General features: G+C 60.3%; 21 protein-coding genes. 8 read left to right on the forward strand and 13 right to left on the reverse strand.

The window, feature by feature from the left end; translation table 11 throughout:
• Window positions 1-217 precede the first annotated feature (217 nt).
• From RDU24_RS14385 to RDU24_RS14405, 5 genes are all read right to left on the reverse strand, one after another.
• Window positions 218-754, reverse strand: coding sequence for a hypothetical protein (locus RDU24_RS14385; protein WP_308736472.1), 537 nt, complete (start codon window positions 752-754; stop codon window positions 218-220).
• A 25-nt stretch (window positions 755-779) separates the two neighbouring features.
• Window positions 780-2,045 carry an RHS repeat domain-containing protein gene (locus RDU24_RS14390; protein ID WP_308736473.1) on the reverse strand — a complete coding sequence of 422 codons (1,266 nt, stop codon included), beginning with the start codon at window positions 2,043-2,045 and terminating at the stop codon, window positions 780-782.
• A gap of 301 nt (window positions 2,046-2,346) precedes the next feature.
• Entirely contained in the window at window positions 2,347-2,619 is a 273-nt protein-coding gene (locus RDU24_RS14395) for a hypothetical protein (RefSeq protein WP_308736474.1), read from the reverse strand.
• A 4-nt stretch (window positions 2,620-2,623) separates the two neighbouring features.
• Window positions 2,624-3,991: a HAMP domain-containing sensor histidine kinase gene (locus RDU24_RS14400; protein ID WP_308736475.1), complete on the reverse strand. Its 1,368-nt coding sequence runs from the start codon at window positions 3,989-3,991 to the stop codon at window positions 2,624-2,626.
• On the reverse strand, window positions 3,988-4,704 hold the full coding sequence (locus tag RDU24_RS14405; RefSeq protein ID WP_308736476.1) for a response regulator: 717 nt from the start codon (window positions 4,702-4,704) through the stop codon (window positions 3,988-3,990). The genes RDU24_RS14400 and RDU24_RS14405 overlap by 4 nt, the downstream gene beginning before the upstream one ends.
• A 167-nt stretch (window positions 4,705-4,871) precedes the next feature.
• Between RDU24_RS14405 and RDU24_RS14410 the strand changes: the two genes are divergently transcribed.
• On the forward strand, window positions 4,872-5,798 hold the full coding sequence (locus RDU24_RS14410; RefSeq protein ID WP_308736477.1) for a radical SAM/SPASM domain-containing protein: 927 nt from the start codon (window positions 4,872-4,874) through the stop codon (window positions 5,796-5,798).
• Between the two features lie 373 nt (window positions 5,799-6,171).
• Here RDU24_RS14410 and RDU24_RS14415 read toward each other — a convergent pair whose 3' ends face one another.
• The 7 genes from RDU24_RS14415 to flgB all read right to left on the reverse strand — a co-directional run bounded on the left by RDU24_RS14415 (window position 6,172) and on the right by flgB (window position 14,485).
• Window positions 6,172-6,720 carry a hypothetical protein gene (locus RDU24_RS14415; protein WP_308736478.1) on the reverse strand — a complete coding sequence of 183 codons (549 nt, stop codon included), beginning with the start codon at window positions 6,718-6,720 and terminating at the stop codon, window positions 6,172-6,174.
• 171 nt (window positions 6,721-6,891) lie between these two features.
• A complete protein-coding gene (locus RDU24_RS14420) occupies window positions 6,892-9,459 on the reverse strand; it encodes a cation-translocating P-type ATPase (protein ID WP_308736479.1) in 2,568 nt (855 codons plus the stop codon).
• Window positions 9,460-9,541: 82 nt separating this feature from the next.
• A complete protein-coding gene (locus RDU24_RS14425) occupies window positions 9,542-9,871 on the reverse strand; it encodes a TFIIB-type zinc ribbon-containing protein (protein ID WP_308736480.1) in 330 nt (109 codons plus the stop codon).
• Between the two features lie 38 nt (window positions 9,872-9,909).
• A complete protein-coding gene (locus tag RDU24_RS14430) occupies window positions 9,910-10,491 on the reverse strand; it encodes a dihem cytochrome c (protein WP_308736481.1) in 582 nt (193 codons plus the stop codon).
• 120 nt (window positions 10,492-10,611) lie between these two features.
• Window positions 10,612-12,114 (reverse strand): glycosyltransferase family 2 protein, encoded by a 1,503-nt coding sequence (locus RDU24_RS14435; protein ID WP_308736482.1) that lies wholly within the window; start codon window positions 12,112-12,114, stop codon window positions 10,612-10,614.
• Window positions 12,114-13,178 carry a radical SAM protein gene (locus tag RDU24_RS14440; protein ID WP_308736483.1) on the reverse strand — a complete coding sequence of 355 codons (1,065 nt, stop codon included), beginning with the start codon at window positions 13,176-13,178 and terminating at the stop codon, window positions 12,114-12,116. The genes RDU24_RS14435 and RDU24_RS14440 overlap by 1 nt, the downstream gene beginning before the upstream one ends.
• A gap of 896 nt (window positions 13,179-14,074) precedes the next feature.
• Window positions 14,075-14,485: a flagellar basal body rod protein FlgB gene (gene flgB, locus RDU24_RS14445; protein WP_308736484.1), complete on the reverse strand. Its 411-nt coding sequence runs from the start codon at window positions 14,483-14,485 to the stop codon at window positions 14,075-14,077.
• A 1,082-nt stretch (window positions 14,486-15,567) separates the two neighbouring features.
• Between flgB and RDU24_RS14450 the strand changes: the two genes are divergently transcribed.
• The 3 genes from RDU24_RS14450 to RDU24_RS14460 all read left to right on the forward strand — a co-directional run bounded on the left by RDU24_RS14450 (window position 15,568) and on the right by RDU24_RS14460 (window position 18,432).
• Window positions 15,568-16,479 carry a hypothetical protein gene (locus RDU24_RS14450; protein ID WP_308736485.1) on the forward strand — a complete coding sequence of 304 codons (912 nt, stop codon included), beginning with the start codon at window positions 15,568-15,570 and terminating at the stop codon, window positions 16,477-16,479.
• Window positions 16,479-16,988, forward strand: a complete 510-nt coding sequence (locus RDU24_RS14455) for a hypothetical protein (protein ID WP_308736486.1) — start codon at window positions 16,479-16,481, stop codon at window positions 16,986-16,988. Before RDU24_RS14450 ends, RDU24_RS14455 begins: the two co-directional genes overlap by 1 nt.
• A 553-nt stretch (window positions 16,989-17,541) precedes the next feature.
• Window positions 17,542-18,432 carry a hypothetical protein gene (locus RDU24_RS14460; protein WP_308736487.1) on the forward strand — a complete coding sequence of 297 codons (891 nt, stop codon included), beginning with the start codon at window positions 17,542-17,544 and terminating at the stop codon, window positions 18,430-18,432.
• Window positions 18,433-18,490: 58 nt separating this feature from the next.
• Here RDU24_RS14460 and RDU24_RS14465 read toward each other — a convergent pair whose 3' ends face one another.
• Entirely contained in the window at window positions 18,491-20,233 is a 1,743-nt protein-coding gene (locus RDU24_RS14465) for a recombinase family protein (protein WP_308736488.1), read from the reverse strand.
• 472 nt (window positions 20,234-20,705) lie between these two features.
• On the opposite strand from RDU24_RS14465, the gene RDU24_RS14470 reads away from it, so the two are divergent.
• The 4 genes from RDU24_RS14470 to RDU24_RS14485 all read left to right on the forward strand — a co-directional run bounded on the left by RDU24_RS14470 (window position 20,706) and on the right by RDU24_RS14485 (window position 23,277).
• Entirely contained in the window at window positions 20,706-21,434 is a 729-nt protein-coding gene (locus RDU24_RS14470) for a hypothetical protein (RefSeq protein WP_308736489.1), read from the forward strand.
• A gap of 15 nt (window positions 21,435-21,449) precedes the next feature.
• Complete coding sequence (locus RDU24_RS14475) at window positions 21,450-21,890, forward strand: hypothetical protein (protein ID WP_308736490.1); 441 nt, start codon at window positions 21,450-21,452, stop codon at window positions 21,888-21,890.
• Between the two features lie 202 nt (window positions 21,891-22,092).
• Window positions 22,093-22,821, forward strand: a complete 729-nt coding sequence (locus tag RDU24_RS14480; RefSeq protein ID WP_308736489.1) for a hypothetical protein — start codon at window positions 22,093-22,095, stop codon at window positions 22,819-22,821.
• Window positions 22,822-22,836: 15 nt separating this feature from the next.
• The gene (locus tag RDU24_RS14485; protein ID WP_308736490.1) at window positions 22,837-23,277 is read left to right on the forward strand and encodes a hypothetical protein; all 441 of its coding nucleotides are present in this window, start codon (window positions 22,837-22,839) and stop codon (window positions 23,275-23,277) included.
• Window positions 23,278-23,445: the final 168 nt, after the last annotated feature.

Raw genomic sequence — 23,445 nt, forward strand, 5'->3', positions numbered from 1 at the left:
GGACCCCGGTCAAGGGGAGAAATGTAACACCCGACCGGGCGTGTCCCAAAACGACGACGGGGCGGGGAGTTTGTGCGCTCCCCGCCCCGTTTTTTCTCCCTCAACCTTCCACGCATCCGCCCGGCTCACCGGGTCGTCGACGCGAGTCGCCGTACCAGTCGCGGTCGCTGCCCTTTGCGCCCATTGGTCCAGCGACGTGAAGCTCCATCGGAGAGAATTACCAGTACGGACTGCCCCGGACCACAAGCCTCATATGCCCCTTATATGCTGCCATCCGTTCATCCGGCTCAACAACTCGGACCACGACGGAATGGACTCGCGTGCCCATGTGCTGCGGCAGCAAGACGAAGTCTAGCGAGTCTCCCAAGGATTTTCCAGATTGGTCTCGCGATTCCGGCAAGTTGTTTTCGTACCGCTTGCGGAGCACCAGCCTGTCGCCTTGGTAGTACTCTATGTCGAGGACGCACTTGGGACGGAAGAACAACGGTGGGTATTTCCCATGGTACCGGATGGCCAGTTCGAATTCGTTGGCGAATGGCACCGTAAACGGTTCGCGGATCGTGGCGCCTTTCTCCCAAAGCGCAATTTCCTGACCGTGCGAGACCTCGTCGTAGATGTCGCTGCGCAAGAGCCTGTTCAGCAGTGCGGAGACAGGGGGATACACGTTGACCTGCCAAGCCAGGAGCATGGCCGCCGTGAACACGCCAAAAGCAACGAGCAGAGGCCTTCTCGTTTTGCCATTTCGTTTTTTCATGTCATCACCTACGTCGACTTGGCCGCTATCTGGGATCAAGCGCTGAGCCGCGTTGTTCACGCCCTATCTCGTACATGCGCTGCCGCATTTGCGTTTCCCAATCCTGGCAGTTGTCGCTGGTACAGGAATATGGCGAATCGTTTTCCGGCGGCCAGCGGCGCAAGGCCTCCCGTGCGATGTCATCTGGAAAGCTTTCGCTTCTGGGGTTGTAGTCGCCTTCCGAATGCTTTTTGTCTGCATGGACGCCGTCGGAGAACTTGCCAATATTTTCGCCGGTCCCGTCCTCAAACCAACCCTGAACGTGTTTGAGTTCCAGGTTGTTCTTGTCGAGCCACGGCGTGCTGATCTCGGGCACAGAACCAAAGGGACTGTCCAGGGGCCGTTCCTTGAACACAAACAGTCCCCACGCGTCCACCCGGTTCACCGGATCATCCACGCAGTAGCCGTACCAGTCGCTGTCGCCGCCTTTTGCGCCCATGGGGTCGAGCGCGGTGAATCGCCCGGTGTCGGCGTCGTAGTCGCGCCAAGGGAAACGGGTCAAACAGGTATCGGCGTCAAAGAGCCCGCCCGCGAAGCCGATGGGCAGGCGCACCACATCGCCCCGAACCTGCAACAGGTTTCCGAAACTGTCGTATTGCATCGTCTGTACAACATGACCATCTGTTGTGGCAAGAGCCAGCGGCGTCACGACCTGGTCGCAAAGCAAAAAGTACGAATCGTCGCCGTTAGTTACGCCAACGGGCGTCCGGCCCTCAAGGTACGCCAGCCGCCACCACTCGCGACCGTCATGGAATTCCGAGAGGCGAAGAGGATCGAGCCAGCGATAGGCCTCCACCACGCGACCATTCGCGCGCTTTTCCGTGCGCAGGCCCTTGGCGTCGTGGGCGTACTCGATGCGTCGCCCGTCCGGCAGGTCCACGCGCAGCAGCAGCCCCGAGGGCTCATAGTGGTAGTGCGTCTCGCGGTCGCCTTCGAACTTCAGGTTGCGGAACCCCGCCTTGTCGTGGCCGTATTGAACGCTGCCCGCCTGCCCCAGCCGGTCGCCCAGCCTGTAGCTGTAGCGCCGTTCGCCGCGAAAGCGGGCCGGGTTGATGTCGGTTAGGCGGAGGCCCTCGTGGTCGTACTGGTAGGACTCCAGCAGACCGCCCGAGCCATCGGCGACGCGGACGAGACGTCCTGCCGAATCGTAGGCGTAGCGCCTGGTCTCGACACTGTCGCCAAGGCGAACTGAGCGTTCGGCGATGCGGCCTTGCTGGTCGCGTTTGAGGGAGAGGTGCGAGGGCTGGGACATGGGTGCTCCTTGCGGTTGCGCGCCGGGCACCATGCCCAACGCAAATTGCGCAAGCATAGCACGGGGTTTTGGGGCCGGACAAAAATGGCATGGTTTTGGCCGGTAAAAGGACAAAAATGGCTGGTTGACAGGTTTTTCGGGGAGATCAAGGGGCGCTGCCCCTGGACCCCGGTCAAGAGAATAAATGTGTCACCCTCTTTTGAAGGTTGGGTATCGCCGTCGGCGAGCTCCGCTGGCAGCAGGATGGCGTGGCGCTGACTTTCATCCAGGTCGGCGCTTTCCCCCAATTGGATGATTCGCGCTAACGAAAACGCAGTGACCAGCTTTCACGCAAGGAATCCTCTTCTTCCTCGTCTTCGCCATTCCCATCTGAGTCTGTGCAGGTTACGATGGTCAAGGTCTTCCCGTAGCGGCCCAATCCGATAACCTCTTCGGCGACATTGCGCGAGCGCGCACCATCAAGCCAGAGCCGCAGGTCCGTCTCATCGGCGCCCGCGCCGATGAGATCCCAAACGTCTGTCCATAGATAACCAAGCCACCGCGCGCGGGACTGACTTTGGAGTGTGGCAAACAATTGTTTATTCCCCTCTCCCGCGCGGATCGTACAGCGACAGGCGGATGCTGAAGTTCAGCCCTTGATCCATGTTTGAGGCGCTGATCCATCCCTCGTTACGCTCCATTGCTTTGCGGGCGATGGTCAGTCCCAGACCAGCCCCTTCTGCTGATTTACGCTCGCCTCTGTGGAAAGGATGGAAAATTCTTTCCAACTCTTCCTCGGCAAGCGCGTCCGCCGTGTTGAACACATCGAGCCTAGCCCAACATCCCTCGTCGCGCAAAGTCACCGCGACCGTTCCCCCGCCCGGAGTGAACTTGGCCGCGTTGCCAAAGACGTTTTCCAGGGCGTCGGTGACACTTTCCGCATCCGCGTATATGGTAAGAGGGCCGGGGAGCGAAATGGACAGCACAAGCCTTCTGGCTTCCATGGCTGGTCGATGCCTGGCGAGCACAGCACTGGCCAATTCGGCTATGTTTATTGGCCCCTTGCGAAAGGAAATATCCTGACTCAGGTTGATCTTGGACATGAGCAGAATCCGCGCAATAAGGCCGTCCATATGCTCAATCTCTTCGGCCATGCAGCCCAGATGCCTGGAGAGGGCCGTTCGCTCCGGTTTTCTCGATGCATCACTGGCAAGCTCCAGGGACATCCGCAACCGAGCCAGGGGGCTTCGAAGCTCATGGGAAACATTGGCTGTGAGTTCCCTTCCTGCCAGTAACATCCGTTGCAGACTTTCGGCCATGTGATTAAAGGAGCGGGCCAAGGTGCCTATCTCGTCTGCCCCGGTCTCTGTGGCACGAGCCGACAGGTTCCCTTCCGCAAAATGCAGCACAGCCACGTTAAGCCTTTTGAGCGGTCCGGTGATTATCCAGGACACCGGGATGATAAGCACAGCCACGGCTAGGCAGATGTGCAGCAGGCCCTGCAGAAATATGGACTCTTGCTCACGCTCCTCCTTACCGCTGTAGAGCAGGTGCAGTCGGACCTCATTGCCGCCGGGCAAGACCACCGGGGCATTGGCATAGAGCGTGCCGTCGTTATTCCTCTTCACTCCAAGGTCTGGCCGTTGGCGAACGGGGACAGGCGTTACCAGGGTCAGGCCCTGTGGACCGGCGAGGACGAGTCCCGTTGAGCTAGTAATCCAAACCTCAGCATCGAAGCTCTTGCCCAGGAAGTCTACGACTTCCCGTAGCGCTTCGCCACTCCTTCCCCCGTCCATGCGCCAAGCGTCTTCCACCAAGCGCACGGCGGCCAGCGTCTGGCCGTTGGCCCGCCGACTGCGCTGCCCCATATCGGATACAGAACGGAACAGGGCAAAGACGATGACCTCCGTGACCAGAACGACCAACAGAACCATGAGGAAGATTTTAATGTAGAGTCTTCTGATCATCGCCTCTCCCCGACGAACATATAGCCGGTCCCCCACACAGTTTTGATTCTATCTCCATGATCCGGGTGCCGTTTGAGCAGGCTGCGCAACTTGCTCATGTAGACATCGATGGACCTGTCGAAGGCCTCATAGTCCTTGCCCAGGGACAGGTTCATGAGCTCATCGCGAGTGAGAACCTTGTCCGGGTTAAGCATGAGGGTGTGAAGGATCTTGTATTCGTTGGTTGAGAGCGAGTACTCATGCTGCCCCACGCACAGGGTATGCCGTCCCGTGTCGAGGGTCAGGTCGGCGATGCTGATGCGCTGAGGCTGTGAGTTGGAAGAGGCATCTGCGGATTGGGCTGAGGGGGCCACACCCCTGCGAAGCACTGCCCTTATCCTGGCCAGCAATTCTCTCGGGTTGAAAGGCTTGGAAAGATAGTCGTCGGCCCCAAGCTCCAAGCCTACAATTCGGTCGGCATCCTCACCCTTGGCTGTGAGCATGATGACCGGCGTTGGCAGGGCCGCACGTATGGCCCGCAGCACATCTAACCCGTCCCGAACTGGCAGCATCACATCTAGCACAACGATATCCGGTCGCCTGGAGACGATGGTCTCCACCGCCGCTAGGCCGTCGGGCAAAGTCAACACGCCGTACCCATACCCTCGGAGATACTCATCCAGGAGATCCCTGAGCCTCTCGTCGTCGTCGATGATGAGCACGGTTTTCTTCATCGCTGACCTTCTGATGCTACGCGATGCCTTTTGAGGCTAGGCTGCACCCTTTCCCCTCGCGGGTTTACAGTTTTTTACAATATGCCCGCCCGATTAATACTTCTCTCACATCCACCTGCTAATCTATTTCTCCATACCAACAAACTTAGCCCCTTCAAGGAGGATTTATGGCCGAATATTTCATGCCTGAACCCATGGATGGCGCCCTGAAAAAGCTCTGGGCATGGGTCAGCACCGGGAAGCGCTTTAGACCTGCATTTCCCCGCGCGGTGCAGTTTCAGACCCTCTCCGCTTGCAACGCGCGCTGCGCCTTCTGCCCGCACGGGCAGACCCCCAGGGAGGTGCCTCACGGGCGCATGGACGACGCCATATTCTACAAGATCGTGGACGAATGTTCCCGACATTTTATCACCAGGATCAGCCCCTACCTGACCAATGAGCCCTTACTAGACGAGCGCATGCCCAGAATGCTTTCATATATCACCAAGAAAAAGATGCCCGGCACCAAAACCAAGATCAACTCCAACGGTGCCCTCTTGACCCATGAGTTGAGCCGAGAGATCTTGGCCTCCGGCCTGGACAGTCTTTGGTTCAGCGTCAATGGTTACTCGCCGGAAACTTACAGGGCCAGCATGGACCTGGATTTGGACAGAACACTGGGCAACATCGATGCCTTCCTGGACCTGCGGGACCGCATAGGCGGGAAGAGGCCCCGTGTCGTCATCACCACCCTGCACACAAGGATTGTGGAGCCCGAGTTGGACTACGCCCGAAAATACTGGGAGCCTCGTGGCGTGGTCTTCAAAATACATCATATGGACAACCGCGCGGGCGAGGTTGTCGCCGGGAACCGGCCCGGAGACGGAGACCCGGCCCTCAAGCGAGGTTGTGATCTCTTCCTCAAGCAGGCGTACATCGTGGAGAATGGGGACATGATCCTTTGCTGCCACGACTGGCGCCAGTCTGTTGTGGTGGGCAACATCCGTAATCGCTCCATCGCAGAGGTCTGGAACTCAGAGCGCTTCACCACCCTCATACGCGAATACTTTGCAGAGGACTTCAGCAACCTGGAGATATGCCGCGCCTGTCGATGAAACAAGCTCCGTGTGCAAGCCTGTGGGCACCACCTCGGCTAGGTCCTGTCCCTTTTGTGATGAGCGAGCCCGAAAAGACGTCGGGCTTTTGATCGAGTGCTTCTTCTGCAAGATCAGAGAGTTCCGATGCATCACGACACGCTATGAGAAACTGGCGGCAACCTTCCTGGCTATGGTCGCGATCGCATCATGCATGATCTGGCTGCGATAATTTGGAAACAGGCCCTAGCTCCTTGCTCTCTCCTTCCCGGTGCGAACACCCTCAGAAGTTGAGTGTCAGCGCTTCGCTTTGACCTGAGTCCTGTTGTCCAGAGAGCTTTGGGCAAATTCGCCTCGAATTCCACCGCCGCACCGAGCGCGCCACAGATGCGGCTTATTGGGATACTCCTGAGGCCACCATGATCTGATTCAACTTGCCGGTGGCTTTGCCAAACAATTCCCGCGCTTCTGAATTCTTCTTCCGGTACTCAAGAAGGGCCATGGGACTTTTCTCCGCGACAAAGTTGTTGATGGCCTCAAATGATTCCGCGTACGCCTTATAGGCGGCAACCAAATCATTTTTACCCTCACTCAGTAAGCTCTTCAATTCAGGGGGCAAGGCCTCAGGAACGCTTGCCTTGGCCAAGGATCCAACGGTGCGCAGGCATTCATTCTTCGCCTTGTCTATGATGGTCGCCAGGGTAATAGAACCCCCGCCCCCTTTGATAACATTCATCACTTCATCTTCCGCAAGTTTGACGGCTTTGTCCGCCAGACCTTCGGCACTGAGCAGGTCTTTGTAATAAACCACCAGCGCCTCCTTCTCGCTCGGCGAAAGCGTGAAGCTGGGAATCTTCTGCGGCTGTTCCGGTGCCTTTTCATTTGAGCAACCACACAGCGCCATAGCCATGCAAATGAGAGCAATCCCCAGGCCCTGTTTCATGATGCATCTCTCCAATTTGTTGTGATTATAAGCAGTTGCGCCGATAAGCAGAGTCTCCTGCCAAGGGCTGCCAAGCGGGTGTAAACGTCACTTGAGCGGATTCCAAAGCGGAGATTGCTACTTTCCTGCTCAAAATCACGGATATGGCAGGTGCCCGGTTGGCGACTGTCCTCACCCATGCTGCCGTGTCCCGCGCCAGAGTTTGAAGCCCTCAAACCACCCAATGCTGGCTACGCCAGCCAGCACACAGAGCCCGAGGTCCATGGGCCGCAGCGCACTCAAGTGGAGCAGGCTGCGAAGCGCCGGAATATTGAGCACCAGCCCCAGCATCACCGTCGCGCCGCCCACCACCCACCACAGTGCGGAGTTGGGTTCCCGGAACATGGCGGCCATGCTGCGGACCCAGGAGCGGTTGGTCAAAATCAGCCCCAGATTACCTGCCACCAGGGTGACGAAGACAAAGGAGCGCCGTGCGTCCTCTTGCGGCTGATCAAGGGCCCCTGCCACCCAGTACATCAGCAGCAGCGCGGCCAGGACAGCTCCTCCCTGCAGCACGCTGACAGTCAGCACCCGCGCGTTGAAGAGCCGCTCGTTGGCTTTGCGCGGGGGGCGGAGCATGATGTCCTTTTCCGCGCTCTCGGCCTCGAAGATGAGGGAGCAGGCCGGGTCGATGATGAGTTCAAGAAAGACGATGTGCACCGGCAACAGCAAAAGTGGCATGTCGGTGAAGAAGACCGGGATCATGGACAGCCCGGCGATGGGCACATGGACGGCCAGGGTGTAGCCCACGGCCTTCTTGATGTTGTCGTAGATGCGTCGGCCCAGGCGGATGGCCTGGACGATGGAGGAGAAGTCGTCGTCCAGCAGGATCAGGGCCGAGGCCTCGCGCGCAACGTCCGTGCCGCGTCCGCCCATGGCGATGCCGATGTGCGCGGCTTTGAGCGCCGGGGCGTCGTTGACCCCGTCCCCGGTCATGGCCACGATCTCGCCGTTGGCCTTGAGCGCGTTCACCAGGCGCAGCTTCTGCTCCGGCACCACGCGGGCGAAGACATCGACGTCCGGGATGCGCCGGGTGAGCTCTTCGTCGCTCATGACGTCCAGCTCTGGCCCGGTGATGACGCCCTCCGAGTTGCGCAGCCCGATCTGCCTGGCGATGCTCCGGGCCGTGTCCGGGTGGTCCCCGGTGATCATGATGACCCGGATGCCAGCAGTGTAGCACTCCTGGACCGTCGCCGGAACGGTGGGCCGGATAGGGTCCTCGAGTCCTACGAGGCCGAGGAACTCAAAGGTGAAGTCGTGCTGCTCGCCCGGCAGAGTACCCTGGGGCCAATGGGCCCGCGCCACGCCGAGCACGCGCAGCCCTTGCCCGGCCATGCGGGCCACCTGGGCGACCATGGCTGCGATGGGCTCCGGCCCCAGGTGGCACAGCTCGGCAATGGCCTCTGGAGCGCCTTTGGCTGCCACGACGAAACGCTCTCCATCCACTGCACGCCAAACGTGGGACAGGGCCAGCAGCTCGGGTGAAAGGGGATAGTCGCGCACCATTGTCCATTGCTCATGCCAGTGCTCCGTCTTGCCCAGGTGCTCGTCGCCCAGTTGCCGCAAGGCACGCTCCATGGGGTCGAAAACCTCCTTTTTGCTCGCCAGCACCCCATACTCCAGCAGCGCATGGAAGCATTCTGGCAGCGTTGCGCCTTGGCTGGCGACAAAGGTCTGGCCGTCAGCGTGGAGCTGGCGCACGGTCATCTGGTTGAGGGTGAGGGTGCCGGTCTTGTCCGTGCAGAGCACCGTGGCCGCGCCCAGGGTCTCGATGGCGGGCATGCGCCGTGTGAGGACGCGACTGCGGGAAATGCGCCAAGCTCCCAAGGCAAGAAAAATGGTCAGGATGACAGGGAACTCCTCCGGCAGGACAGCCATGGCCATGGCGATGCCGGCAAGCATGCCCTGCAGCCAGCTTTGCGCTGTGTTCCCGCGCGAGACGCCATAGGCCACGATGACCACCACGCAGAGGCCCAGGCCGATGGCGGCCAGCTGCTTGACCATGCGGCCCGTCTCGCCTTGAAGCGGTGTCTTCTCCTGCTCGATGGTCTGAAGCGCCTTGCCGATTTTGCCAAGCTCCGTGCGCGCGCCCGTGCCCACCACCTCGGCCAGGCCTTGCCCCCTGGTGATGAGCGAGCCTGAGAAGACGTCAGGCAGGTCATCGCCGCCAGGCTTGCCGGTCTGGCTGGCCGTCTCGGAGCTGGCCTTGCGCACCGGCACAGACTCGCCTGTCAGCAGGGATTCATCGGCGTAGAGGTTGAGCGCCTGGCGCAACACGGCGTCCGCCGGAACGCGGTCGCCCTCTGCCAGAAGGAGCAGGTCGCCCCGGACCACCTCGCGTCCGGCGATACGCCGCTGCTGGCCGTCTCGCAGCACCAGGGCGCGTGGGCTGGAAAGGTCGCGCAGGGCGTCCAGCGCCCGCTCGGTGCGGCGCTCCTGCACGATGGTGATGCCCATGACCACGAACACGAAGCCCAAAAGCATGAGCGCGTCTGAGAGTTCGCCCATGAGCAGGTACAGACTTCCGCAGGCTACCAGCAGCAGGAACATGGGCTCGCGCATGACCTCCAGGGCGATGGCGAACACGCCGCGCCTGGTCCCTTGCGGCAACTCGTTGAAGCCTTCGGTCTGCTGGCGTCGGGTGGCCTCGGCTTCGCTGAGGCCGGTGGCCTGCGCGGGGTCAAATATCTGGGGGGGCATGGTCATCCTCTCGCCGAAGGCGTTTGCGGTTGGTGCGCCGGGTGGCCCAGTTCTGGTCTTGGCCACCCGGCTGGTCCCTGGCCTAGAAGTCGAAGAGCTCGGAGAGCATGGATTTTTTCTTGTGAGGGCCATAGCCGTGCTTGTCGCTTTTGTGGCTGTCATGGTGGCCGTCGTGTCCGCCGAATTGGGGGTGGACAGGGGGCTGTTGGTATACCGGCTGCTGCTGAGGCGCGTAAGCTTGCTGGGCAACAGGCTGCGGAGCGGCTGTGGGTGTCAAGGCGGTCGCCCTCTCAATGATCTTGTCGAGTTCGCCCCGGTCGAGCCAGACTCCCCGGCATTTGGGGCAGTAGTCGATCTCAACGCCGCTGCGTTCCGTCATCACGAGGGCCACATTGCAATGCGGGCAATTCATAATTATCCTCCGAGTAAGTCAGCTTGTACGGGTGAAGCCTATTTGGCTGGAATCCTGACCCTGTCATCTTCAAAATCCAGGTTCGCCGCACCGGGGTGGCAGGCGATGCAATTCGCCAACCCGCCCACGCCTTTCCTGGCCAAGACTTCCGGCGCGAGTTCGCGGTGCTTTCTCTGGATGTAGGGCACCTCCGCCACCCTGGACGGCGAGGCTCCGCCTAGGCTGCGCATCACCTTCCTGCCAAGCTCTGACGAGGAAACATCTGCGGCGCCTGAAAGCAGGTGGTCGGACACGGCCTTTTTCTGCTGCTCTGAAAGCACGACCTCGCTGCCGAAATGGTCGCCAAGGGATGCGAGGGTGTTTGACCAGGACTTCTTCGGGAGCAGTTGCGGGGCATAAGCCCAATGGCAGCTGCCGCAGGCTGCGGTGTAGGCTCTGTTGTCTCCTGCGGTTTGCCCCTTGTGTCTGCCGTCATGTTCCTTCTCCTCCCCGTGATCTTCGTCTTTTGAGTGTTCACGCTTTCCACGATGCTCAAAGTCGTCATCTGCAACACAGTAGGCTGCTAGGGAGATGGTGATGGTGAAGATGGCTAGCGTCAATAATACATGCTTCGTCTTCATGGCTCCTCCTGAGAGGCGTGCCTAAACCACATGGAGAGGCAAAGGTCACGACACGGCCTCAACGGTTTAACTACCCTAAAAACGCCTATGGCGCTCTGCCTCCCTCTGCCCAGATCAATGTCATCCATGTGCCGAGAGTAGGGAAAACAGCCCAACCACATTTGTGTTCACGCCTATCATCCGCAAAGCGAAATCTTGGGCGCGACGCCGCAGCAGAAGCAAGAACAGTGAAAGAGTTCCTGCCAGCGCTGCCAGTTCCAGCACGACGTTGCTGTGCCGCAATAAATCGCCCCAGGAGAAAGTGTGCGCAAAAATAGCGTGGTCTCCAGGGTGGTGAGTGAGGACGAAGAGCAGGCTTATGCCTAGCAATGGCATCACCAATGTGGCGACAAAAAGATCTTCGTGGCCCTGCCAGAGCTTCGACAGACTCTCCGAGAAGAGCGTAAGGACAACTCCAAGGCCGAGTAGTCCGGCAGCGGAGACGTCATGGAGCACAAGCTTGGCAAGGCTGTCCGAAAGAGGGCCTAGTTCCCAATGGCCCAAGCCGAAAGCGCCGAGCAAGAGCGCAAGCGCGGCCAGAGCGCCACCCCCAAGCGTTACCCTGCCGGCAGTTCCGAACTGATGGAGCAATTCAACCACGCCACTGAGTCCATGACGGTGTAGGCCCGTAAGTGTGCCCAAGCACACGCCGGAAAAGGTCACGACATGGTGCGCAGCCATGATCCCCAGGTATGGCAAGATCGTCTTCCAGCCGCCGTGACCAAAAGCCGCTGGGATGTGCCCCAGCAGGCCGACGCTGTAGACCGTTGCCATGAAGGACCAGAAAAACAGCGCCTGGCCGGAAAGCAGCACCGTGAGTAGAAAGGCCGCCCAGGGGAAGGCCGCCACGGCTAGCACCGGCAGGATGCGTCCGTACAGCCATGGATGAGAGATAAGCTTCTCTCCGGTGCGGCGGCGCAACCGGAAGCGGTAGCGAAGATAGTCTGACACCGAGTCCGGGTAGCGGTCGTGCCGCAGGCTCAAGCGCGGCTCATTGGCAAAGTCCGCCACCTCGCGGGCGCGTAAGCAGAACTCGAAGTCATCCATGTCCCATGGGATGTCCTCGGCCGGGGGACCCGCCAGCTCGATGACCCGGCGCGGCAGGACGCAGTTGCAGAACGGCACCTGATACCAGCCCACAGGCTCACGGCGTAGGTTGATGTGGGCTTTAGTGCCAGCGCCCAGCCTGCTGCGTGACACCGCGTAGATGAGCTGGGCCTTTTCCCCTGTGGCCACGGGGCGCTCCGGCCCGGTAAGGATGATCGCCCCCTCGGGGTCCAGGGTCACCGCCGTCTCCACCCAGTGAGGGTCAGGAATGGTGTCGTCGTCCAGAAACGCCACCAGCGCTCCCCGCGATCGGGCTAGGCCGATGTTGCGGCGCACGTTGGCATGCAGCTGCCCGCAGGGAATGAGCGCCAGGAGATAGCGCGCAGGATTGAAGCTGACATCCTCCACGTCACCTACGGCGATGACTTCGAATGCACCTTCACCACGCTGCTCCTCCAGCCCGCGCAGGCAGGCTTCCAAAGCGCGTGGCCGTGTCACGGCAATGACAATGCTCAGCGGCGGTGCGGAGGACCGCATCACAGCCCCATCAGGCGTCTGCCCAGGATGCCCAGACCGCGCAGAGCAAGCTCCGGCAACATGCTAGGTGTGACGGCGATGGCCGTGTGCATGGCGCAGGACCACGTGCAGTTGCACTTGCCAGCCCCCAGCCGCGCGGCCCGGAAATCTGCGTAGGTTCGTCCAGCCAAGATAGGCCGCACATCCCCGCCCGTCTCGCGCAGGTTGCCGATGCAGTGCCAGAGGGGCTCGCAGGGATAGACCCGACCCTCCTGGTCGATGACCAGCACATGCCGCCCGGCCTCGCAATAGCTGCCGGTGCTCCGGTTTCCTGAGGCCGCATCCAGGAGTAGCCGTCTGTAGAGGCCCTTCACCGCCAGCATCCCGGCCACATGCAGGTCTGTTCTGCGGCGGCATGGGCTGGCCAGAGTCAAGGCTTTGGCCGCCCGTTTGGCATAAGCGGCGGCATCCGCTCGCACTGCTTCATCCCCGCCCGAGGGGAGCAACTGCTGCGGGTAAGACACGCTCATGCGGTCAAAGTCGAAGGTGTGGCCAAGCTCCACAAGCACCTCATCCAGGCGCTCAGCGTTGGCGGGCAGGTATAGGGTGCTGCCCTTGATGCGCAGGTTGGGCCGCAACTCACGCAGCGCGGCCAAGACCAGGAAGCTCTTTTGGGCCTTGGCGAATAGCCCCGGCACCTTGCGCGAGGCGTTATGCCTCTCGCCAAGATCGTCCAGGGAGATCTGAAGGTCGAAGGCCACTTCCGGGTTAGCGGCGGTGAGACGGTCCATGACCTTCACCATGGCCTTGGTGAAAGTGAAGTTGGAGGGAATGTCCACTACGCGCACTCCGCAGTGGTCGATGAAGGTCTGGATAATGTCGGCCAGATCCTCCCGCACGAAGGGTTCCCCACCTGAGACGGCGAGGTAGTGCAGGGGACCGTAGGAGCGCGCCAGGCCCTCGTATTCGTCCAGGCGCATTTCTTCCTCGCGCGCGGTGGGGTTGTCCACGGCGTGGCGGTACAGGCAGAACTCGCACCGAGCGTTGCAGCGCGCGGTGACGAAGATATTCAGCGTCTGAGGCAAGAGTCCCGGCTGCCTGTAGAAAAGGAGGGCCGAGGACAGAGTATTTACGAGCAATTTCATAAGGCCCTCACCGTACACCCTGAGACGAGTCTTACTCTAATGACTTTTAGCCCCTTGTTTCTGCTCCAAACAATCCTGAGGTCACGTAGGTGCGCCATCATCAATACCAGCCTCCTGTGTGCTTCGACTACGGGGCGACTCCTAAGCTCCCCTGCGGCACTAGCGGTTACGCTAAGCGTGAAGGCAGAAAGCAGTGCCAACAGGCATAGGGTCAGCATTGCTGATCACCAAAGCCTGCTTGAGAATACACCAGTTCCCCCCACTTGGAGCGGAGAACGGACATGGAAGCGTTTGTTTGTTGAAAAGTTAGCTAAACGCTAACGATCTTCATTATGAAAAAAGAAGAGAGGCTTCGGGAGGGCGTTCAAGGGGTAAGCCGTGGCGAGAGCGGACACCAAAAGCATAGCCATCTGCGAGGGATCGGCCACGTTCCTGCCCGTTGGCGGTAAATGCTTGGGGGTACTCGACTGTGCCATCTGGATGTTCCAGGTGGCTATGCATAAGGTCAGCCTGGTGACTGTGCTCAGCGACAGGAGGGGCAGAAGCCTCATCCTGGCCAGGGAAAACCCCAAAAGAGGCAGAAAGAAACAGCGCAGCAACGAGCATTATGCAAAGGATCTTCGGTGGTGGACATGCTCGCTCTGACATTTGGCTCATCTACTTTGTTACATTGTTTCCGTCAACAACCCTTGACCGTCCTAAGTCCGATCAAGATGTTCTGCCAGGGGGTCTTGCGTGGAGGCAACGCCCACGGCCTTGCTGCGGTAGCCTCATCTTCGCTGGTCTGAAAAGGGACAGGCAGGTCACGCTGATGCCGAGAGTGTTCATGAGACTATCTATCTGCTCCCGTCCTGGATCGTGGTTTGAATGCCAGAGAATTGCTTGGCGATGATGTCGGTGATGGCGTTGTACATGAGTGTGTTTTTGGCCATGGTAGCCATCTCTTTGTCCAGATCTACCACGTCCTCACCGTAGACAACGCGGGGTTTGTATTCGGTGAGACCCTTACCCTGGAAACCGTTGATGTCGAACTCCGAAGGCAGGTGACTCTCATCGGTGCGGGTCATCTTGCCGCGAGCGTCCAGGTTGAGCGCAGATTGCAGGTCCTCCTCAAAGGCTAGGCTGCGGGGTTTGTAGTTGCGCGTGGTCACGTTGGCGATGTTGCTCATAACAACATTCTGACGCTGTAGACGCAGGTCCAGCACTTTATCCATCACCTGAATGTGATCTCCAAACAGACGTTCCATTATGGTGCCTCCTTGCTTGCGGGGCGAAACTGGCAGGATTGCGAGCCGTGATCCCAAAACCCTACCACAAAGGTCCGCAATTCTCGTTCCAGTATTGCAATATGCATAACTTACAAGAGTTTCGGCGTCCTGCGGCTGTCACTATTCTGTCCCGACATTCGACACGCAGGCAACACTTCCGAGGCCACCCCGTTGGTGTTTCAATCCAAGCCCCCGCGGGGAGCAGGTCAGTGCAAGCACCCCTGAGCCCGAGCGAAAACGTCGCTCCCCCTCGCCGTCGCACGCAACCAGCTCACGGCGCGTCAAGCGCTGGCGTCAAGCGTAAGCGCGTCCGCGCGTGCTTGACGCTGGTGCTGCGCGCCGTATCGTGCCCTGGACGGCGTGGGGCGCGCACAACCTGTTCTTCACGTGCACACTGGGCTGCGCACCCTGACCGCGCACTGCGGCGCGCACTCTTCCCATGCGATCTGGTCCGCGAAGCCACTGATGGCGTCCGGTTTTGTTGTCACTCCCGTCGTGACAACAAAACCGGACAGGATTTCATTCCAGGCCCCCAGGGCGTTCCCTCCTCGCCCCCTCCGAAGTCTCCTGCCTAATATTTCTGCCCACTGAGCACAAATACCCTCCCACCTGCCCTTGCATTTATTCTTGGCCATGGCGCAGACTATCCTGTGACTCGGTTTTGTTTTGGGCTTCGGAGCCTTGTGCTTCGTGAACGGCCGCCTGCCAGACGGGAAGGCTGAAGTGCCCACCAACGGTGTTCGGGACGACCATGAAGTCGCCCCACAGGCCCTGAAACGCTCGTGCCGATCACATTCGGGCGAGCAGAACCACCGGACAGTCCAGTCCGCAAACCCGCTGCAAAAGGAGATACAGCGCAACATGGACCTGCGGAGTTGCTACCGCTGGCGCTGGGGACGTTCCCCAGCGCAGATGCCGACAAGCTCGGCGCGCAGGCGCAGCCTGCTGAAAGAGCACACTACTCACCGAACCAGGCGGCAGGAACGGAGCAGAACGGAAGGGCGAAGGGAATGGGAACGAACAGATGGCCAAAGTCGCTGCACTCGCAGGCGGAGGCGCTATTGGGCGGCATACGCGCTATCGGGCAAAAGAAAGGAGCTGTGGACCGGCGTTTTATCCGGGGGCTGGGCACGTGGACCGTGTACCGACCCGACATCCATAGCTTCGCCGAGTTTCTTCAGCGCGCAGGGCTCCACGACCTTCGCGACGTGCGCCGCGTCTTCGGTCTCGCCCGCGTCTACATCGCCAGTAGAGGACAAGCGCTGCGTAGCGCCGGGGGTTCATTTCAGACCATCGAGCGCGAAATCTCAGCGCTCACGAAGTTCTCTCACGCGCTGGACGTCTACGCTGAGCGCCACGGCGGTGAGTCGGCTGCGGACATCCGCACGGTTCTGGCAGAGGAGAAGGCGCGCTGGCGCGAGGAGCTGGCGCCACGATCTAATGGATACACCACCAGGGCTTATCCCGACCCTGACGGCCTCTACGCCGCCATCTCCGATCCTGCGCTGCGCTTGCAAGCCCGGCTTATGGGCGAGACGGGATGCCGCGCGGAAGGAGTTGGCGCCCCAGCTCGCGGGAGCAATCCTCTTACGGTCGCGAACCTGCTCGGCATGGGCGCCGACCCGGTTTCTGGCGAAGCCGCCGGCCGCATCCTGGTCATCGAGAAGGGGGGCAAGCAGACCGAACACTACGTGGGTGCCGCCACGTATCAAGCATTGGCGGATCACATCCAGGAGCACGGCCAGCTGGCCTCGGGCTACCGGTCATTTCTACGCGCTGTGGAGACTGCAGCGCGCCTCACCGGTCAATACGCGCCAGGCCGGGGCACCCATGGGCTCAAACACAGCTTTGCACAGACCCGCATGCGTGAGGCCACCGAGACCGGATTGTCGTACGAGGCGGCAAAGCAGGCCGTGGCCAATGAGATTGCGCACAACCGCATGGACAGCGTTGACGTCTACTTGAGGTTCTGATGGCCAAGCTTGCGGCACATCCCTCCGGCCTGCATACCGCCAAAGAGCGTGAACGCGCTCTGCGCTGGCTCGCGGGACTCGCCGAGGCGGACCGGGCTCGCATCCTCGCAAGTGCCGCCCAAGCCATCACCGCAGCATCGATCAGGCTTCCAGGCGTGGACGCTGACAACATTCCCTACATCTCCTTGCTGCTTGAGATACGGCGGTTCGGCTTCGACGCTATTCGCCGAAGAGGTTACCGCGCCGCCGGGCCGGAGCAGTTCGCTGATTTCCAGCGCGTGCGCGAGTCCCGCGCCAATAACCTTGTACGCGAACGACCCTCGCCCCTGCGTGAAAAAGTCCTGCTGCGCTGGGCCATGGTCCAGGAACTGCACAGCCAGGGCCTCGGCTTCCGGCTCATCGCCCGCTACTTCTCCCAGCAACTCCGCATCCCCGTGTCGCCGTCGTATTTGCGCAAGCTGTGGCAGGCCTTCGGCCAAGATGGCGCAGATGGCCGGGACATGCCATAAGCGCCGCACTGCCCGCCTGATGCCGCACCTGCTCAACCTCTTTTCCTGGCTTCCCATAGCCGCTGCTCTCCTCCTTCAGGCCGCAGGAGCGGCTCTTCTTTTCGTGCTGCCGATAAGGCGCGCCTGCGATTCGCCGTTGCCGTCGCCATCGGGAAAAGGCTGCCCGTGCCCTGAGGCATTGGCGCGGCGTCTCGTGCGGCTGCGTCCGCGAAGGCGCTGGCGCCGCATGCCGGGAATGCAGTCCGGCCTGCCACCTCCAGCCTTTCCGGCAGGCTGGGCAAGCCCCTCATAATGTTCCGATGAATCGTCTTGTTCGCAAGCCGATATTTCTGGAACACAAGCTTCAAACTGTGGTTTGGAGTGACGGAGAGCTGTGTCCTGCGCCCAGCCTCGCGTTGCCTTGCCCAAGCCGGTGAAACTTTTAAAATGACCTCCGGGAAGTCTCAAGCATTTCAGACACTCGAAGAGGTACTATATCGGATCTATCTGGCTAGACTTTAAGGTCATTTTAAGGGAGATCATGGTCCCTTTCACTTTCACCAAAGGAGCCGCCATGATCCACGTTTATGCCCTTGTCACGCTCAGCAAAGCCATCGTGCTGCCCGGCCTGTCACGCCGGACCGGAAAGCCCTGCCGCGTTGTCTCAACCCGTCAACTCGTCGTCTCCATCAAAGATGAGACTGTGGCGCTGGAAGGCTGCCTGGACCCTCGAGGTCACGGGTTTCGTGTTGGCATACGCGAAATCAAGACCGTCCAGCGCGGGCTCATTGAGCACGCTGAGTTTCTGGACCCTCGCAGTCACGTTATGCGGCGTGTGCTCAATCTGCCGACGGCGGTGGACTATCGGAGTGGCAGCGAAAGCGCATCCTACTACTCCTTGGGGACAATGGACTCAGTGGAACTCATCGGCGGATGGGGTGATGCGTTGGGCAACGTGACCGTGCAGATGCTGCCCATTTGCGGGTTTCTCGCGCCCACAGAGGATCCGGTTGTGGCGCCCTGGCGGCAGCTGGGACATCTGTGGCCCAATGGGCAGTTTGCGCGGCCCAGCGGAGCAGAAGTCGTCTCGTTCGTGCGACAGGCAGGGGTCGTGTTCGCGGGGGTGATGCCAACGAGCATTGTCCAAGACACCGAAGAGCGCTTTGTGCAAACGTGGGGCGCAGGCTGGCGACCGGGCGCGATTTCGGAAGAGGCCTTGGGCATGGCGGAGGATATTGCGCGGGTCAGCAAGCCCAGGAAATACGTTCCAGTCACTTCTGAACTCATCCGCCAGGCCGCCAAGAAGCCGCTGCTGCATAGTGCAGGCGTGCCGTGGGATTACGCGCCAACGACGGGCTACCCCGGCCGCAAAATCTGGCGCAACGGTCTCACGCGGGAGGGGATGGCTGTGCCGCCGGATGACTATGCCGTGGCAAAGTTCTTTGCCAACCGTGACGAGCGCTAAAATCCCACTCTTGGCGATGCCGTAAAAAAGCCGCCGGGCGAATGCCCGGCGGCTAAACTTACGCGGCGCTTCTCTCGTCTTCCTTGGCTGGGGCCGGATCTTCTTCCTGCCCCAGCCTCCACTCCGCCCGACCAGCAAAGAACCGCGCGATGACCGGTTTGCCGGAAGGCGCCTTCGGCCCTTGTTCGATGCGCGTCCATTCCTTGTCGGCGAGTTCGTACATCGTGCCACTTTTCAGGACGATTTTGACTGTGTGGTCCTGGCCGCACGTCACGCTTTCGATGACGCTTCGCATCTGCATAGCAATGCGCGCCCGGCGCGCGTATACCGCTTCGTTGCTCATGTCGATGGAAGCAGGTAGGCCAGTGTCGGCTGAAAGCGTGTCGGCGTCCGAACGCTCCCGGAATTGCGTGGAGTCTTCCGCCGCTTGCCGCGCTGCCGTGGCTTCCGCGCGCGCCTTGGCCAACTCGGCGTAGGCGGTGAGCCGTTCTTGCTGTAGCTCGGTGAGTTGTTGTGCAATCTCTTCCATGGCTGCAAGCGCATGGTCTTTGATCAGCACCATGAGCTTCTGGATCGAGACGGCCACATGCTCCAGCTGCGCCTCAAGGGCGGCAATGCGGTTCGCGTGCTGTGTCAACGCGGCGGCGTGGATGCCGACGGCGGCGACGATGTCGACGTCATTGAGTGCGCCTGAGAGCACAAAATTCTCGAGATACAGGTAGTTGATGTACCGGTGGTTCGAGCAGCCGTGCCCCGCGTGAGCAGAGTTGCAGGTGAGGTAATGCGCCCATGGCCGGAGGCCGCTTTTTCTCGTCTTATCCACGGTGGAGTTGTGATAGCCCATGGTTCCGCCGCAGACCGCGCAACGAGCCAACTTTTGGAAGAGGTTGGCGAACTTCTTGCCCTTCCGTCCGCGCTGGCCTTTTTTACGGAGGAACGCCATGTCCTGAACGCGCTTGAACAACGCGGGGTCAATGATCTCGGGGTAGTAGCCCGTGATGACTTCTTGCTTTTTGATACCGTCCTCGTCCTTGAACTCGGCGATATATTCTCCAACAACCGCCCGATTGCACAGAAGTTTATTGATGTAGCTTTCGTGCCACACGGGCTTGCGCGTGTTCCACGCCTGGATGCCTTCCTTTCTCAAAGTCCGGACGATGACGCCGCGCCCATACCCTCCCACGTACATCTCGAAGACCCGGCGGACAAGCTGTGCGCGCTCCTCGAGCACATGGAACTTGCCGTCCTTCACTTCAAGCCATCTCGGACACTGGCTCGTCGCGATGACGCCCTTCTTGGCCAACTTTCGTTTCGTATGCCAATTTGCGCTGGAACGGATGGACTTGTGCTCGCTCTCACTGTTTGAGCGCATCATGTCCGCCAGAAGGGGAAAGAACGCTGCGTAGGACGCAAGGTCCAGGATCGTGTTTTGCGCCGTGAGCCCGATTCTGACACCGTGCTGGGTGATGTTCAAAAGGAGCAGCAGGGCTTGGTTCACACGGTCGCGAGTCAAACGGTCCAAGGATTCGGCGACAAGCACCGAGCCCGGCGGAATTTCACCGTTTTCGATGCGCTGGACAAAGCGGCCGAGTTCTCCGGTTTGAGCATTGTCGCCGCGAAATGCCGACACGCCGATGTCCTGCAGCAGTTCGGAGAACTGTAGGCCATGGCTATCGACGAACTTCATGGCAGCTTCGTGCTGCCGCCGCTCGCCGTCACCCCAGGCTTGGCTCTGGGACGAAAGTCGGATATACGCGTATGCCTGTGACGCTTGTGGTGGGAGATGGTGTATATTTTTCATAAGAGCACACTACCGCTGCGTTTTTTCATGACGCCAGGACTTTTTAGGGGGTCAGTGAGCGCCTGGCGAGGCTATTTTCGACAACATTCAGTGATTGTTGACGAAATTTTATTTTCTTTGGGTAGTATAATTGTTGCCCGCTCCCCGCCAAAGGGCCTGAGGCCCTCTGGACTCCCCAGTACGTGAAAGGTTCCTGTCGACGCAAAGCCGTCAACAGGAACCTTTCACTTTTGGCGTGTTCAGGGAAATCATGGAGCGGGCGGAAGTGGCCCTGGCTTGAAGGCTGGACATGAGCGCAACACCCCTGAAACCCCGAAGGGGGCGGGGGAATCATTTCACCCATGCGCCGGAGGTTCCTTGTAAACCCTGTCAACAGGGAATTATTGTCCTTTTAGCGGCCAAAAATGGGTGATTTTTGTCTGGTGCATAAAAGCCGTGCTATATTCCGTTGAAAGACCAAAGGAGGTCATTTATGGAACAGGAAAGCACGGGCAAACGCATTCGGGCTTGGGTGAGCGAGGACGGCAAGCACGCAGCCGCCAGCATGAGCCTGAGACCGGGCGGAAGCAGGGGCGGCGGCACGAAGACCGGCGCGGGCGGGCATCCGCAGCCTTACGGCTGGCAAGGCTACTACGGCGAAACGGGTGGCGGGGGCAAGCCTGGCACGGACAACGAGGCTTGGCGTCTCAAGGAGAAGCAGTTTTCGCCGACAAAGCTCGTGCGGAACGCCCGGGCGGAAATAGGCAGCAAGAGGTGGCACCCGGCGCAACCTGACGGCCGCCAAGTGAACAAGTGCAATGTCTTTGTGGCGGACAAGCTGCATGAATCCGGCGCGCCGGTGCCCAATGTCGGTGGCAGGGCAGGAACGCTGGGCGCGGAAGCCAGCGACAGGCTGCATGACATGACGGACGGGCGCATCGGCGGCCAGCCGCCCTCGGCCAACGACTGGCACAGGGGCAAGGTGCCGGGATATGGGATGGTGCGCACGCGGGATGGCGAAACGCCACAGCCGGGCGATGTCGCGGCGAGCGCGGAGCATGTTGGCATCGTGAGCGGCGAGGGCAAGACGATTTCAGTCACGACGGCCTTGCCCGACGAACCAGATTTCGGGCGAGTCATTGAAAACGACTGGGGTTTCCGCAAGGGGCAAGAGGGACACGTAACCTTTTGGCGTTACCGGGGTTCAGGTCATCGCGACTAACCGCAAGGAGCCTTCATGACGCTTTCATCACGCGCATGGCGTTGGCTGGCGCACGCACTTGGCGTCCTCTCGCTTGTGTTTCTGTTCCTGCTGCATCTGCGCACAGGGTACCCTCCAGAGTGGAACAAGGTGCAGGTCGGCATGGCTGCCTCTCAACTGCGAGCCCTTTGCGGTCAGCCGACCCACAGCAGCGGAATGGGGCCAGACTCCTGGGAAGCGCCTTTTGCTTTTGGCAACTGGGTCATGGAGGTCCAAAATGGCGATTACGAGACCGATCCATCTGCCATCATTTATTCCGTCGTCATCGTTTATGAGCATCCGCTCGCATGGAAGGATCTGGTGCTGCGCTCGGTCCGCCCGCCCATACAGGACTACGCCGCATTCATGCGCGCCTTCGGGCTAAAGCCGGACCCAAACAAGGTGTACCGCATCGTGAGACCCCCACAAGAGCCGTGACCTTCAAGGGCGCTCCCAGGAGAAAGTCTCCAAGACCCGCCGACCAGGATGCTCCCGCCCCACCCCAGCCGGCTCGCCGATGACCTCCCGTAGACCCTGTCAACAGGGAATTTTTGTCCTTTTAGCGGCCAAAAATGGGTGATTTTTGTCTGGTGCATAAAAGCCGTGCTATATTCCGTTGAAAGACCAAAGGAGGTCATTTATGGAACAGGAAAGCACGGGCAAACGCATTCGGGCTTGGGTGAGCGAGGACGGCAAGCACGCAGCCGCCAGCATGAGCCTGAGACCGGGCGGAAGCAGGGGCGGCGGCACGAAGACCGGCGCGGGCGGGCATCCGCAGCCTTACGGCTGGCAAGGCTACTACGGCGAAACGGGTGGCGGGGGCAAGCCTGGCACGGACAACGAGGCTTGGCGTCTCAAGGAGAAGCAGTTTTCGCCGACAAAGCTCGTGCGGAACGCCCGGGCGGAAATAGGCAGCAAGAGGTGGCACCCGGCGCAACCTGACGGCCGCCAAGTGAACAAGTGCAATGTCTTTGTGGCGGACAAGCTGCATGAATCCGGCGCGCCGGTGCCCAATGTCGGTGGCAGGGCAGGAACGCTGGGCGCGGAAGCCAGCGACAGGCTGCATGACATGACGGACGGGCGCATCGGCGGCCAGCCGCCCTCGGCCAACGACTGGCACAGGGGCAAGGTGCCGGGATATGGGATGGTGCGCACGCGGGATGGCGAAACGCCACAGCCGGGCGATGTCGCGGCGAGCGCGGAGCATGTTGGCATCGTGAGCGGCGAGGGCAAGACGATTTCAGTCACGACGGCCTTGCCCGACGAACCAGATTTCGGGCGAGTCATTGAAAACGACTGGGGTTTCCGCAAGGGGCAAGAGGGACACGTAACCTTTTGGCGTTACCGGGGTTCAGGTCATCGCGACTAACCGCAAGGAGCCTTCATGACGCTTTCATCACGCGCATGGCGTTGGCTGGCGCACGCACTTGGCGTCCTCTCGCTTGTGTTTCTGTTCCTGCTGCATCTGCGCACAGGGTACCCTCCAGAGTGGAACAAGGTGCAGGTCGGCATGGCTGCCTCTCAACTGCGAGCCCTTTGCGGTCAGCCGACCCACAGCAGCGGAATGGGGCCAGACTCCTGGGAAGCGCCTTTTGCTTTTGGCAACTGGGTCATGGAGGTCCAAAATGGCGATTACGAGACCGATCCATCTGCCATCATTTATTCCGTCGTCATCGTTTATGAGCATCCGCTCGCATGGAAGGATCTGGTGCTGCGCTCGGTCCGCCCGCCCATACAGGACTACGCCGCATTCATGCGCGCCTTCGGGCTAAAGCCGGACCCAAACAAGGTGTACCGCATCGTGAGACCCCCACAAGAGCCGTGACCTTCAAGGGCGCTCCCAGGAGAAAGTCTCCAAGACCCGCCGACCAGGATGCTCCCGCCCCACCCCAGCCGGCTCGCCGATGACCTCCCGTAGACCCTGTCAACAGGGAATTTTTGTCCTTTTAGCGGCCAAAAATGGGTGATTTTTGTCTGGTGCATAAAAGCCGTG

The organism is Humidesulfovibrio sp. (genome assembly GCF_031082295.1).
GTDB lineage: Bacteria > Desulfobacterota > Desulfovibrionia > Desulfovibrionales > Desulfovibrionaceae > Humidesulfovibrio.